13 protein-coding genes are annotated in these 13,335 nt (G+C 71.7%); 3 read left to right on the top strand and 10 right to left on the bottom strand.

From position 1 onward, the window contains the following. The 4 genes from ACF08D_RS25485 to ACF08D_RS25470 all read right to left on the bottom strand — a co-directional run bounded on the left by ACF08D_RS25485 (nt 1) and on the right by ACF08D_RS25470 (nt 4,114). Nucleotides 1-1,086: a dipeptidase gene (locus ACF08D_RS25485; protein WP_392225513.1), complete on the bottom strand. Its 1,086-nt coding sequence runs from the start codon at nt 1,084-1,086 to the stop codon at nt 1-3. Between the two features lie 168 nt (nt 1,087-1,254). Continuing rightward, nucleotides 1,255-2,445, bottom strand: a complete 1,191-nt coding sequence (locus ACF08D_RS25480) for a dipeptidase (protein ID WP_392225632.1) — start codon at nt 2,443-2,445, stop codon at nt 1,255-1,257. 8 nt (nt 2,446-2,453) lie between these two features. Beyond that, complete coding sequence (gene purE, locus ACF08D_RS25475) at nt 2,454-2,978, bottom strand: 5-(carboxyamino)imidazole ribonucleotide mutase (protein WP_392225511.1); 525 nt, start codon at nt 2,976-2,978, stop codon at nt 2,454-2,456. After that, nucleotides 2,975-4,114 (bottom strand): 5-(carboxyamino)imidazole ribonucleotide synthase, encoded by a 1,140-nt coding sequence (locus ACF08D_RS25470; RefSeq protein WP_392225509.1) that lies wholly within the window; start codon nt 4,112-4,114, stop codon nt 2,975-2,977. The genes purE and ACF08D_RS25470 overlap by 4 nt, the downstream gene beginning before the upstream one ends. A gap of 117 nt (nt 4,115-4,231) precedes the next feature. Here ACF08D_RS25470 and ACF08D_RS25465 point away from each other — a divergent pair, with 117 nt between their 5' ends. Next, nucleotides 4,232-4,744, top strand: a complete 513-nt coding sequence (locus ACF08D_RS25465; RefSeq protein WP_392225507.1) for a GtrA family protein — start codon at nt 4,232-4,234, stop codon at nt 4,742-4,744. 64 nt (nt 4,745-4,808) lie between these two features. Here the strand turns inward: ACF08D_RS25465 and ACF08D_RS25460 are convergent, their stop codons facing one another. Then, complete coding sequence (locus tag ACF08D_RS25460) at nt 4,809-6,086, bottom strand: ATP-binding protein (RefSeq protein WP_392225505.1); 1,278 nt, start codon at nt 6,084-6,086, stop codon at nt 4,809-4,811. Nucleotides 6,087-6,095: 9 nt separating this feature from the next. Continuing rightward, nucleotides 6,096-6,773, bottom strand: a complete 678-nt coding sequence (locus ACF08D_RS25455) for a response regulator transcription factor (RefSeq protein ID WP_392225503.1) — start codon at nt 6,771-6,773, stop codon at nt 6,096-6,098. Nucleotides 6,774-7,260: 487 nt separating this feature from the next. Here ACF08D_RS25455 and ACF08D_RS25450 point away from each other — a divergent pair, with 487 nt between their 5' ends. Beyond that, entirely contained in the window at nt 7,261-8,781 is a 1,521-nt protein-coding gene (locus ACF08D_RS25450; protein ID WP_392225501.1) for a peptide MFS transporter, read from the top strand. A 242-nt stretch (nt 8,782-9,023) separates the two neighbouring features. Here the strand turns inward: ACF08D_RS25450 and ACF08D_RS25445 are convergent, their stop codons facing one another. Next, nucleotides 9,024-9,605 carry an ATP-binding protein gene (locus ACF08D_RS25445; protein WP_392225499.1) on the bottom strand — a complete coding sequence of 194 codons (582 nt, stop codon included), beginning with the start codon at nt 9,603-9,605 and terminating at the stop codon, nt 9,024-9,026. Between the two features lie 149 nt (nt 9,606-9,754). Then, complete coding sequence (locus ACF08D_RS25440) at nt 9,755-10,123, bottom strand: STAS domain-containing protein (protein WP_392225497.1); 369 nt, start codon at nt 10,121-10,123, stop codon at nt 9,755-9,757. A gap of 240 nt (nt 10,124-10,363) precedes the next feature. Between ACF08D_RS25440 and ACF08D_RS25435 the strand changes: the two genes are divergently transcribed. After that, nucleotides 10,364-11,260, top strand: coding sequence for an RNA polymerase sigma factor SigF (locus ACF08D_RS25435; RefSeq protein WP_392225495.1), 897 nt, complete (start codon nt 10,364-10,366; stop codon nt 11,258-11,260). 137 nt (nt 11,261-11,397) lie between these two features. Here ACF08D_RS25435 and ACF08D_RS25430 read toward each other — a convergent pair whose 3' ends face one another. Next, nucleotides 11,398-12,090, bottom strand: coding sequence for an aspartate/glutamate racemase family protein (locus ACF08D_RS25430; protein WP_392225493.1), 693 nt, complete (start codon nt 12,088-12,090; stop codon nt 11,398-11,400). A 71-nt stretch (nt 12,091-12,161) separates the two neighbouring features. After that, a complete protein-coding gene (locus ACF08D_RS25425; RefSeq protein ID WP_392225491.1) occupies nt 12,162-13,040 on the bottom strand; it encodes an LLM class F420-dependent oxidoreductase in 879 nt (292 codons plus the stop codon). Nucleotides 13,041-13,335 lie beyond the last annotated feature (295 nt).

The raw sequence follows: 13,335 nt of genomic DNA, 5'->3' as shown, positions 1-13,335 counted from the left end.
CTACGGGGCCGGCTGCGCCGCGTCCGCCGCCTCGCGTACCACCCGTGCCGCGTTGCCCCAGGTCAGGGCGGCGACATCGGCTTCGGCCCAGTCGCGGCGCAGCAGCTCCGCGATCAGGTTCGGGTAGCAGGAGGCGTCCTCCAGGCCGACGGTGTGCGGGGCGTCGTTGCTCATGCCGTACGAGCCGGCCAGGCCGACGCACTGCGGTCCGGCGACCTCCCGGACGTGCTCGACATGGTCCGCCACGTCCCAGAGGGTTGCGGGCTGGTCCGCCCGGCGGGTGACCTGGTCGGGCGCGAAGCTCACCATGCAGACGCCCCGGTTGGCGGCCAGCCGGCGCAGGACGTCGTCCGGGGCGTTGTCCGCGTGCGGGGTGAGCGCCCGGGCCGCCGAGTGGGACAGGACGACCGGTGCCTTGGAGAGGTCGAGGACCCGTTCCATCGTGGCGCCGGACGACCCCGTGAGGTCGGCGATGACCCCGAGGCGGTTCATCTCGCGGATCGTCTCCTCCCCGAACGGCGTCAGCCCGGCGGGGTCGGCCGTCCACCCCGTACCGGCGAGGGACAGGCTGCGGACGCCGAGCGCGTGGTAGGCGCGCAGGGTGCCCAGCGAGTCGCCGAGCGCGGCGCCGGAGACAGGGCCGAGGAGGGACGCGATCCGGCCGCAGTCGCGGGCCTGGACCATGTCGGCGGCGGTGAGGGCGAGCCGGAGCGCCTCGGGGCAGGACGCGATCAGGGTCCGTACCGCGTCGATCCGGTCCAGGGTCTCCTGGACGGCGCCGGGGCCCGGTGGCACGTGCAGCGACCAGAACTGCGCGCCGACGCCGCCCGCGCGGATGCGGGGGATGTCGGTGTCGAGGAACGCCGAGCCGTGCTGGAGGTCGTGCCAGTGGGTGCGGTCCAGTTCCTGGGCGAGGGTGTTGTGCCCGTCGACGACGAGCTGCGCGGCGAGCAGGACGCGGGCCCGCTCGATGTCGGTCTCGGCGGGCGTGGGCGCCTCGGCGAGCCCGTCGGGGGCGTCGGTCGTGTCGGCGGGTATGCCGATCGGGGTGGGCGCCACGTAGAGGTGGTCCTGCAGGTCAGCCATGGGGGAGCTCCGCTCCGGGACGGGCGACGAGCCGTTGTTCGATACGGCCACGGTGGCACGCGCCGGTGCGCGGAAGCGCGGTGACGTACTGCGTACGGGTGACGGCGGGGCGTCGCTTCCCGTACGAGAGCCCGTACGAGAGCCCCGTACGGGAAGCGAGCCCCCGGGTCAGCCGTCCAGCGAGGCGAGCGTGGCCGTGGAGGGCGCCCGGGAAGACTGGTCGCGGGCGACCGCCTCCGCGTCCCGCAGCACCCGGACCGCGTTCTGCCAGGTGAGCTTCGCCAGGTCGGTGCGCGACCAGCCCCGGCGCAGCAGCTCCGCGATCAGGTTCGGGTAGCCCGACACGTCGTCCAGGCCCGCCGGGGTGAACGCCGTACCGTCGAAGTCCCCGCCGATGCCCAGGTGGTCCGGGCCCACGACCTCGCGCATGTGGTCGAGGTGGTCGGCGACGGTGGCGACGGTGGCGACCGGGCGGGGGTGCGCCTCCTCGAAGGCCGCGTGGACGCGCATCGCCTCCGGGGTGGTCTCCAGGTGGTGGAAGCCGTGCGCCCGCATGTTCTCGTCGGCCCGCCGGGTCCACTCGACGGCGGCGGGGAGGACGAACTTGGGGACGAACGTCACCATGGCGACGCCGCCGTTGCCCGGGAGCCGTTCCAGCACGTCGTCGGGGATGTTGCGGGGGTGGTCGCACACGGCCCGCGACGAGGAGTGGGAGAAGATCACCGGCGCCGCCGAGGTGGCGAGGGCGTCCCGCATCGTCGTGTCGGCCACGTGCGAGAGGTCGACCAGCATGCCGAGCCGGTTCATCTCCCGTACGACCTCGCGGCCGAAGGCCGACAGGCCGCCGACGCCGGGCTCGTCGGTCGCGGAGTCGGCCCACGGGATGTTGTCGTTGTGCGTCAGGGTCATGTAGCGGACGCCGAGCGCGTACAGCGCGCGCAGGGTGGCCAGCGAGCTGTTGATGGAGTGGCCGCCCTCGGCGCCCTTCAGCGAGGCGATCCGGCCGGCGGCCCGCGCGGCCTCCATGTCGTCGGCGGTCAGCGCGGGCGCGAGGTCCGCCGGGTGGCGGGCGAGGAGCCGGTCGACGCAGTCGATCTGCTCCAGCGTGGCGCTGACCGCGTCGTCGCCGGCCATGTCGCTGCGCACGTACACCGACCAGAACTGGGCGCCGACGCCCCCGGCCCGCAGCCGGGGGATGTCGGTGTGCAGCCGGCCCGTCTGGTCCCGGCCCACGTCGAGCCGGTCCAGGTCGTAGCCGCCGTGCTGCCGCAGCGCCCAGGGCAGGTCGTTGTGCCCGTCCACCACGGGGAAGGCGGCGAGCAGCTCGCGCGCCCCGGCCGCCTCGTCCCCGTGGCCCATGGCGTCCGTCACCGGGCGAAGCCGAACGACGCCGAGCCCTCGACCTTGGCCCGCAGCCGCTTGCCCTTGTCGGTGGCCTGGTCGTTCAGCTCCTGCTGGAAGTCGGTCATCCGGGAGAGGAGGTCCGGATCCGCGGTGGCGAGGACGCGCGCCGCGAGGAGGCCCGCGTTGCGCGCGCCGCCGACGGAGACCGTGGCGACCGGGACGCCCGCGGGCATCTGCACGATCGACAGCAGGGAGTCCATGCCGTCGAGGTACTTCAGCGGGACCGGCACCCCGATCACGGGCAGCGGCGTGACGGAGGCGAGCATGCCCGGGAGGTGGGCGGCGCCGCCGGCGCCCGCGATGATCGCCTTCAGGCCCCGGCCCGCGGCGTTCTCGCCATACGCGATCATCTCGCGGGGCATCCGGTGCGCGGAGACGACGTCGACCTCGTACGGGATCTCGAACTCGTCCAGCGCCTGCGCCGCGGCCTCCATGACGGGCCAGTCGGAGTCGGAGCCCATGACGATGCCAATGAGGGGGCTGCTCATTCGGTGATCGTTCCTCGCAGGTAGCCGGCGGCGTGACGCGCGCGGTCCAGCACGTCGTCCAGGTCGTCGCCGTAGGTGTTGACGTGCCCCACCTTGCGGCCGGGCTTCACGTCCTTGCCGTACATGTGGATCTTGAGCTGGGGGTCCCGGGCCATGCAGTGCAGGTACGCCGTGTACATGTCGGGGTAGTCACCGCCCAGGACGTTCGCCATGACCGTCCAGGTGGCGCGCGGCCGGGGGTCGCCGAGCGGCAGGTCCAGCACGGCCCGCACATGGTTGGCGAACTGCGAGGTGACCGCGCCGTCCTGGGTCCAGTGCCCGGAGTTGTGCGGGCGCATCGCCAGCTCGTTCACCAGGATGCGGCCGTCGCGGGTCTCGAAGAGCTCGACGGCCAGGTGGCCCACCACGTCCAGCTCCTTGGCGATCCGCAGCGCCAGCTCCTGCGCCTGGCCGGCCAGGTCGGCCGGCAGGCCGGGGGCGGGGGCGATCACCGTGTCGCAGACGCCGTCGACCTGCCGCGACTCCACGACCGGGTACGCCACGGCCTGGCCGTGCGGCGAGCGGACGATGTTGGCCGCCAGCTCGCGCACGAAGTCGACCTTCTCCTCCGCGAGGACCGGCACGCCCGCGAGGAACGGGTCGCGGGCGTCCTCCTCGGAGCGTACGAACCACACGCCCTTGCCGTCGTACCCGCCGCGCACCGTCTTGAGGATGATCGGGAAGCCGCCGCCCTCGGCGGCGAAGGCGGCCGCGTCGGCGGGGTCCGCCACGATCCGGTGCCGCGGGGACGGCGCGCCGATCGCGTCGAGCCGGGCGCGCATCACGCCCTTGTCCTGGGCGTGCACCAACGCGTCGGGCCCCGGACGGACGGGGATGCCGTCCGCTTCCAGGGCCCGCAGGTGCTCGGTCGGTACGTGCTCGTGATCGAACGTGATCACGTCGCAGCCGCGCGCGAACTCACGCAGCGTGTCCAGGTCGCGGTAGTCGCCGATGACGACATCGCTCACGACCTGGGCCGCGGAGTCCTGGGGGGAGTCGCTGAGGAGCTTGAACCTGACCCCGAGCGGGATGCCCGCCTCATGGGTCATACGGGCGAGCTGACCGCCGCCCACCATGCCTACTACCGGGAACGTCACCCTCTTAGGGTATCCGGACCGTCCGGCACCCCTTTCGGCGTCCCCGAGCGGGGTCCGGGGCGGGTGGTTAGCATGGCTTGGTTGACCCACTCGACCGGACGGGGCTGAAAGATCACCATGAGTGAACGAGGCGCACTGCGGGTGCGGCTGGACCAGCTCGTCCGCGAGATCGCCAAATTCGGTGTCGTCGGCGGGCTCGGGCTCCTGGTGAACATGGCCGTCTTCAACCTGCTGCGGCACACCACGGAGCTGCCGGTCGTGCGGGCCAGCCTGCTCGCCACGGTGGTCGCCATCGTCTTCAACTACGTGGGCTTCCGGTACTTCACCTACCGGGACCGCGACAAGAGCGGCCGGACCAGGGAGCTGACCCTGTTCCTGCTGTTCAGCCTGGCCGGGCTGGTCATCGAGAACGGCGTGCTGTACGCGGCGACGTACGGCTTCGGCTGGGACAGCCCGCTGCAGAACAACTTCTTCAAGTTCTTCGGCATCGGGGTGGCCACCCTCTTCCGCTTCTGGTCCTACCGCACCTGGGTCTTCCGCACCCTGCCCGCGCACGAGGCCGTGCAGACCGCCGAATCGTTCCTGGAGCAGCGGCGCCACGAGCCCGAGCCGGTCGCCCCGCGCCGGTAGCCGCCCGCTGGTAGCGCTCGTTCCGCGCCGGTAGCCGCCCGCCGGCGGCGGCCGTCCCGCGCCGTCAGCGCACGGTGGGGGGCTCCGGGTGGGCCCGGTCCTTGCGGCGGCGGCTCTCGCGGCTGAGGAACAGCGCGAAGACCGCCGGCTGCTGCTGGAGCAGTTCGAGGCGCCCGCCGTCGGCCTCGGCGAGGTCGCGGGCGACGGCCAGCCCGATGCCGGTGGAGTTGCGGCCGCTGATCGTGCGCTCGAAGATCCGGGCCCCGAGGTCCGGCGGCACGCCCGGCCCCTCGTCGGTGACCTCCACGACGGCCTGGTTGCCGGTGACGCGGGTGCGCAGGGCGACGGTGCCGCCGCCGTGCATCAGCGAGTTCTCGATCAGCGCGGCCAGCACCTGCGCGACCGCGCCCGGAGTGCCCACCGCCCGCATGCCGACCTTGCCCGACCGGACGATGGCCCGGCCCGCGCTGCGGTACGCCGGCCGCCACTCCTCGATCTGCTGCTTGACCACCTCGTCGAGGTCGAAGGCGATCGCCGAGCCGGTGCGCGGGTCGCGCGAGTTCGTGAGCAGCCGCTGCACCACGTCGGTCAGCCGCTCGACCTGGGTCAGGGCGATGTGCGCCTCGTCCTTCACGGTGTCGGGGTCGTCGGTCTCGGCGATCTCCTCCAGCCGCATGGACAGCGCGGTCAGCGGCGTACGGAGCTGGTGCGACGCGTCCGCCGCCAGCCGCCGCTCGGCCGTGAGCATCCGGGCGATCCGCTCGGCCGAGGCGTCCAGGACGTCGGCGACCCGGTCCAGCTCCGGGACCCCGTACCGCTTGTGGCGGGGCCTCGGGTCGCCGGAGCCCAGCCGCTCGGCGGTCTCCGCGAGGTCGGTCAGCGGCGAGGCGAGGCGGTTCGCCTGCCGTACGGCGAGGAGGACGGCGGCGATCACGGCGAGCAGCGCGACGGCGCCGATGATCAGCAGCGTGCGGCCCACCTCGCGGGTGACGGTGGAGCGGGGCTCCTCGACGGTCACCCGCTCGCCGCGCTTGCCGTCGGCGCTGCCCCGGATGACGCTGCCGTCGGGGCGGTCGCCGATCTCGATGTCCGGACGGCCGGGGATCTCGACCAGGGCGTACCGCTTGGCGCCGCTCTGCCGGCCCAGGATCTGCGGGTTCACCGGCTCCCCGCCCACGAGCCGGCTCTCCACGATGCTGACCAGCCGGACGGCCTCGGAGTCGACGCTCTCCTGGGCGCTGCTGCTGATGGTGCGCGTCTCGACGATGACGAGGGAGACCCCGAAGACGGCGATGACGACGAGGACCACGGCGAGCGTGGAGTTGATCAGTCGGCGGCGCACGGTGCCCGCTCAGCTCTTTTCGAAGCGGAAGCCCACACCGCGCACGGTGGCGATGTAGCGCGGGTTCGCCGCGTCGTCGCCGAGCTTCTTGCGCAGCCAGGAGATGTGCATGTCGAGGGTCTTGGTGGACGACCACCAGGTGGTGTCCCACACCTCGCGCATCAGCTGGTCGCGGGTGACGACCCGGCCGGCGTCGCGGACGAGGACGCGCAGCAGGTCGAACTCCTTGGCGGTGAGCTGCAGCTCCTCCTCGCCCATCCAGGCGCGGTGCGACTCCACGTCGATGCGCACCCCGTGGGTGGCGGGGGCCGGGGCCGGCTCGGTGGCGCCGCGCCGCAGCAGGGCCCGGACGCGGGCGAGCAGCTCGGCGAGGCGGAACGGCTTGGTGACGTAGTCGTCGGCGCCCGCGTCCAGCCCGACCACGGTGTCGACCTCGTCGGCGCGGGCGGTCAGCACCAGGATGGGCACCGTCAGCCCGTCCGAGCGCAGGCGCCGCGCCACCTCCAGCCCGTCCATCCCGGGCAGCCCCAGATCCAGCACGACCAGGTCGACATGGCCCTGGAGCCCGGTGTCGAGCGCGCTGGGCCCGTCCTCCCGCACCTCGACCTCGTAACCCTCCCGCCGCAGGGCGCGGGCCAGCGGTTCCGAGATGGATGCGTCGTCCTCGGCGAGCAGTACACGGGTCATGGGGTGATGGTAGTCCGCACCCGTCCTGGTGAGAGGGGGGATCGCACGATGATCGTTACGCCCTGCGAGTATGGGGCGGCATCCTGGGGAATACCTTCGAAACAGCTCTGACGGTTCCAGCGACACCTGTGATCCATCTCTCAAGTCCTTCCATATGCCTCCCTGTCGTGTCGTATGGTGGCGAGACGCCTGATGCACTATCCGGGGACCTTTGGCCCACTTCGCGCCAAGGGTCTCTTTCTGCGTGAGGCCGGTCCGGTGGACCGGGCTCACGACAGTGAATGACCTGTGGGCCGGGCCCCGCCATGCAATGACATGTCCGGGGCGTGGATCCCGGTGCGGACTGTCCCCCCGATCCGTATGCCGTACGGGCGGACCCCTGTGGGCGTGGGGGTGGGGCGGAACCCGTGCCGGTGCCGGCCGCCCCCCACCGGGCGCGTGACCGCTCACGAAGCGCAGCGCGTCCCGAGCAAGCAAGGATCGACCCATGGCGTCCAGCCTGACGAAGGACGCCGCCGGAACACCCACTGGCGGCAAGACCTTCTTCGGCCACCCCCGCGGCCTGGCCACTCTCTTCCTGACCGAGATGTGGGAGCGCTTCAGCTACTACGGCATGCGCGCCCTGCTCGTGTACTACCTGGTCTCGGGCGGCGCCGACGCCGCGACGGGCAGCCAGGGCGGCGGCCTTGCGATGACCGCGGCCACGGCCACGGCCATCTACTCCGTCTACGTCTCGATGGTCTACCTGATGGCCATGCCGGGCGGCTGGTTCGGCGACCGCGTCTGGGGCGCCCGCAAGACGGTCGCGATCGCCGGTGCCGTGATCATGACGGGTCACCTGTCGCTGGCCCTGCCCGGCCAGGCGATGTTCTTCGTCGGCCTGGTGCTGGTCGCCGCCGGTTCCGGTCTGCTGAAGGCCAACATCTCCACGATGGTGGGCCACCTCTACGACGGCCCCGAGGACCCGCGCCGCGACGGTGGCTTCACGCTCTTCTACATCGGCATCAACCTCGGTGCCTTCGTCGCCCCGTTCGTCATCGGCACGGTCGGCAAGGAGCACAACTGGCACTTCGGCTTCGCGCTCGCCGCGCTGGGCATGGGCCTGGGCCTGCTCCAGTTCCTGCTCGGCACGCGCCACCTGAGCCCGAAGAGCAACGTCGTACCGAACCCGCTGAGCCCGGAGGAGCGCCGCGCGATCCTCCTGAAGGTCACCGGCGCGGTGCTCGCGGCCGCGGTCTTCTACGGCGTCGTCGTCGCCATCGGCGCGTTCACCCTGAACTGGGCGCTGGTCCCGCTGACCCTCGCCGGCCTGGTGATCCCGGTCGCCGTCCTCGTCCGCATCAAGCGCGACAAGGAGCTGTCGGTCACCGAGCAGTCCAAGATGAACGGCTACATCTGGTTCTTCGTGGCCGCCGCCATCTTCTGGATGATCTACGACCAGGGCGGCTCGACCCTGTCGCTCTTCGCGGACAGCAAGACCGCGGACAGCGTCTTCGGCTTCGTCTTCTCGGCGACCTGGTACCAGTCGCTGAACCCGCTGTTCGTCATGGCGCTGGCCCCGGTCTTCGCCTGGCTGTGGCTGTGGCTGGCGCGGAAGAACCAGGAGCCGAACACCGTCGTGAAGTTCGCGATGGGCCTGGTGCTGGTCGGTGCGTCGTTCTTCGTCTTCATCGTCCCGATGGGCATGGCGGGCGACGGCACCAAGGTCTCCCCGATGTGGCTCGTCTCGATCTACATGATCCAGACCATCGGTGAGCTGTGCCTCTCCCCCGTGGGCCTGTCGGTGACCACCAAGATGGCGCCGCAGAAGTACGCCTCGCAGATGATGGGCGTCTGGTTCCTCGCGGTCACCGCGGGCGACTGCACCACCGGTCTGCTCTCGCTGGCGGGGGTCGACCTGAACGGCACCGGGATCATCGCGATGGAGGCCACACTGGCGGCCCTCGCGGGTGTGGCGGTGTTCATGTACCGCAAGAAGGTGCAGACGCTGATGGGCAACGTCCACTGACGGGACGCCCGCTGACGCAGCGATAGGGCCGCTGTACCGGATTCGTCCGGTACGGCGGCCCTTTTCGTGTCCCTTCGTGTCCATGCGTGTCCGGGTCGTACGGGGGGGTGGCGGGGCCGGGGAAAAGCAAAGAGCACGGCGGCTGCCGTGCTCCACGTCCCCGTACGGGCTTCCGCGGGCCCCCGGTGCCGCCCGTGCCGTCTCCCGGCGGCGGGCGGGCGTCCGGCGGCGTACGCCTCCGGCTAGGCGGGGGCCGCCAGTTCGGCCCAGACCGTCTTGCCGGGCGCGTCGTCGGCGCGGACGACTCCCCAGTCGAGGCAGAGCCGCTGGACGATGAACATGCCGTGTCCGCCCGGGCGTCCGGCGCGGTGGGGCGTACGCGGCGCGGGCTGGCCGGCCCCGCGGTCCTCCACCTCCAGCCGCAGCACCTTCGAGTCCAGCGAGACGCGCAGCTCCTCGGGGCCCTCGGCGTGCAGACAGGCGTTGGTGACGAGCTCCGAGACCACGAGGAGGACGTCCTCGGCGGCGGCCCGCCGGTCGGCGGTGGCCGCGGGGAGCCAGCCCCAGTCGTACAGCGCCTGCCGAGTGAAGTCCCGGGCGAGCGGCACGATCCCGCTGGCACTGCCCAGCGAGAGACGCCGCGTCCGGCGTCCAGCGGGCGTGGCCCCGGGCTCCGACCCGGACGCCGCACCTGACATGTCGGACCTCACCTCCGGCGTGGTGAACGCGGCGGAGGAAGCCGGTACCGACGCGCCGGCACCGAGGCCGGAACCGTCCGGCTGGGGGCCGAGATCGCTCGGCGGATGCTGCTGGGTGATACCCATCAGCGCTTCACCTCACCGATTTCACCAAGTCGCCATTACGTCGTCACAGGGCAGTGAGGGGGCCGTCACTGCGTGTGCGGAGCCCCTCCGTACAGTTGCCGCGGGGTTCTTCTGCCCGGCCGATCCGGGACAACACCCGCTTTGTCGCCTCAGTCGGCGAGTGCCGATTCCAGCGAGTCGTGGACGGTGAAGACCGCCTCCGCGCCGGTGATCTCGAACACCCTGGCCACCACGGGCTGCATGCCCGCGAGGTGGACCGCGCCGCCCGCGGCCTCCGCCTTCAGGCGTGCGCCGAGCAGCACGTTGAGCCCGGTGGAGTCGCAGAACGCAAGCTGCGAGCAGTCGACCACCAAGCGTGTGCGGCCCTGATCGAGTGCGGCGTCCAGCGGCTCGCGCAGCAGCTCGGCGGTGTGGTGATCGAGCTCACCCGCCGGCGTCAGTACTTCGCTGCGGCCTTCCGTCCGGACCCCGACCTTGAGCCGGCCCTGATTCGCGCTGCCGACCGTCCCGCGGTCCATGCCGTCCCTCTTCGCCGATGCCGTTGAGTCGGTAGAACCCTACGCCTTCTGAACGGCGGTCGGTAGTCAGGACTTAACCACAAGACGGACATATGGAACAATTGACACTTGCAACGATCCGTGTGAAGCGGGTAGGGCTAGTAGGGACACAACCAACACGGCCGGCTTTGGAGGCGCCGCACACCGCAGCCACACTCTTTGGGCATCGGCGGCCATATGCCGAGAACGATGGAGGACCCCATGTCACCCCGGCTCGACGAGACGCGTACCCAGGACGCGGCGTCGGCAACTCCGTTCCAGCACGATCATCTGTACGAGCAGACCGTGACCGCAGATCTCGGCCTGCCCGACATCCCTCCGTACGACGAGGTCGAACCGCTCGACGCGAGGGCCCTCTCCAAGACGCTGTTCGCGCGCCTCGAAACGCTCGAGGAAGGGACGTACGAGCACGCGTACGTCCGCAACACGCTGGTGGAACTCAACCTCGCACTGGTCAAGTTCGCCGCCTCCCGGTTCCGCTCCCGCAGTGAGCCGATGGAGGACATCGTCCAGGTCGGCACCATCGGTCTGATCAAGGCCATCGACCGCTTCGAACTCAGCCGAGGGGTCGAGTTCCCCACCTTCGCGATGCCAACCATCGTCGGAGAGATCAAACGGTTCTTCCGCGACACCTCCTGGTCGGTACGCGTCCCGCGCAGGCTCCAGGAACTCCGCCTCGACCTGGCCAAGGCCGGGGACGAGCTCGCCCAGCAGCTCGACCGCTCCCCCACTGTGGCCGAACTCGCGGACAAGCTCGGGATCACCAAGGAGGAGGTCGTCGAGGGGATGGCGGCGAGCAACGCCTACACGGCCAGCTCGCTCGACGCCCAGCCCGAGGAGGACGACTCCGAGGGCGCGCTCGCGGACCGCATCGGCTACGAGGACCACGGGCTGGAGGGCATCGAGTACATCGAGTCCCTCAAGCCGCTGATCGCCTCCCTCCCGGCGCGCGACCGGAAGATCCTGTCGCTGCGCTTCGTCGCGGGCCTCACGCAGTCGGAGATCGGCGAGGAGCTGAACATCTCGCAGATGCACGTCTCGCGGCTGCTCTCCCGCACGCTGACCAAGCTGCGCAAGGGGCTCACGCTCGACGAGTGAGAGACGAGTGAGAGACGCGTCACAGGCACGTCGCGTGTCTGTGGCTGGGAAGGGCCCGTTCCGCTGCCGGGACGGGCCCTTCGTACGGGCCTTTCCCGTACGTACGTTGCCGGCGTTGCCGGCGCGGGCGCGGCGGTTCAGGGGCGGAGGGCGGCCGTGACGGCGGCCTCGGCGTGCAGCCGGGTGGTGGGGAAGACCGGTACGGGGCTGTGCTCCTGGCCGTACAGCAGCTCGATCTCGGTGCAGCCGAGGACGATGCCCTCCGCGCCGTCGGCCACCAGCTGGTCGACGACCCGCCGGAAGGTGTCGCGGGAGGCGTCGTCCACCACGCCGAGGCACAGCTCCTCGTAGATGATCCGGTGCACCTCGGCCCGCCCCTCCGGCTCGGGCACCAGCACGGTGAGGCCGTGCCCGGCGAGCCGGTCGCGGTAGAACGCCTGCTCCATGGTGAACGCGGTGCCCAGCAGCCCCACCGTCTTCAGCCCGGCCGCCCGTACGGCGTCGGCGGTGGCGTCCCCGAGGTGGAGCAGCGGTACGGGGACGGCGTCCTCCACCTGCCCGGCGACCTTGTGCATCGTGTTCGTACAGATCAGCAGCAGGTCCGCCCCGGCGGCGGCGAGCCCGCGCGCGGCCTCGGCGAGCACCTCGCCGGCCTGCTCCCACTCACCGGAGACCTGGAGCCGCTCGATCTCGGCGAAGTCGACGGAGTGCAGGATGCACCGCGCCGAGTGCAGCCCGCCGAGGCGTTCGCGTACGAGCTGGTTGAGGAGCCGGTAGTACTCCGCGCTGGATTCCCAGCTCATGCCGCCGATCAGTCCGATGGTCTTCATCGGGCCAGATTGCCATGATCGGCCGCCGGGCCCTCCGGCGGTACGGAAGGGCCCGGGGCCGGGGACACGCGTCAGTTTCCGGGGCCGGGGGTGAGCGGGCGGACCTGCCGGGCCAGTTCGGCCAGCCGGGTGCGGGCCGCGTCGGTGGACGGGTCGGGCAGGGCGACGATGACATGCCCGATGCCCTGCTCGGCGAGTTCGCCGCAGAGCTGGACGGTCTCGGCCACGGACTGTTCGTCCGGCACGCGCATGTGGAGCGTCTTCTCGATCGCCTCGTACGGACGCCGCTCCGCCTCGCAGTGGGCGCGCAGCACCCGGAGCTTGTGGGGCACGTCGGCGCCGAGGAAGAGGTTGCAGGCGTCCGCGTACCGCGCCACGAGCCGCAGGGTCCGCCGCTCGCCCCCACCGCCGACCAGGATCGGCGGGCGGGGGCGGGAGAGGGACTGCGGGGAGTTGAGGGTGCGGCCCAGCTGGTAGTGCCTGCCCTCGTACGGGGTGTCCTCGGCGCTCCACATGCGCGTGGCGATCCGCAGCGTCTCCTCCAGCCGCTCGAACCGCTCGGCGACCGGCGGCAGCCGGAACCCGAGGCCCCGGTGCTCCTCCTCGTGGAACCCGGCGCCGATCCCGAGCACGGCCCGCCCGCCGGACAGCACGTCCAGGGTGGTGACCTGCTTGAGGAGCAGACCGGGCGCGCGGTACGTGACGCAGGTGACGAGGGTGCCGAGGGTGACACGGCGGGTGAGGGCGGCGGCGTACGAGAGGAGGCTGTACGCCTCGGGCATCGGGTCCTCCGGGGCACCGAAGTTCGGTATCTGGAAGAGGTGGTCCATCACCCAGAAGCTGTCGAGCCCGGCGTCCTCCGCGCCGCGTACGACGTCCCCGAACCGGGCCGCGAGGGCGGGCGTACCGCCGGGCCAGACGAACCGGGGGCAGGTGAGTCCGAGCTTCATGGATGTCTCCTCGCGGGCACGACGAAGAGCCCGCCGGACGGGCGGGCTGCTGGCTGGGGGATCGACGGGAGCCTACGACCGGGGACGGCGCGGTGTCGAGACGACCGGGGACGGGCGCGGTGTCGGGACGACGGGGGACGGGCGCGGTGTCGAGACGACCGGGGACGGGCACGGTGTCGAGACGACCGGGGACGGGCACGGTGTCGGGACGACCGGGGACGGGCGCGGTGTCGGGGCCATCGCGCGGTCCCCGCACGCGTGCGTCCGGGCATCCTTCCCGTCCGCGAACCCCGGT

The sequence above is a fragment of the Streptomyces sp. NPDC015131 genome, assembly GCF_043079975.1.
Lineage (GTDB): Bacteria > Actinomycetota > Actinomycetes > Streptomycetales > Streptomycetaceae > Streptomyces.
This window is presented reverse-complemented; position numbering and strand designations above follow the sequence as displayed.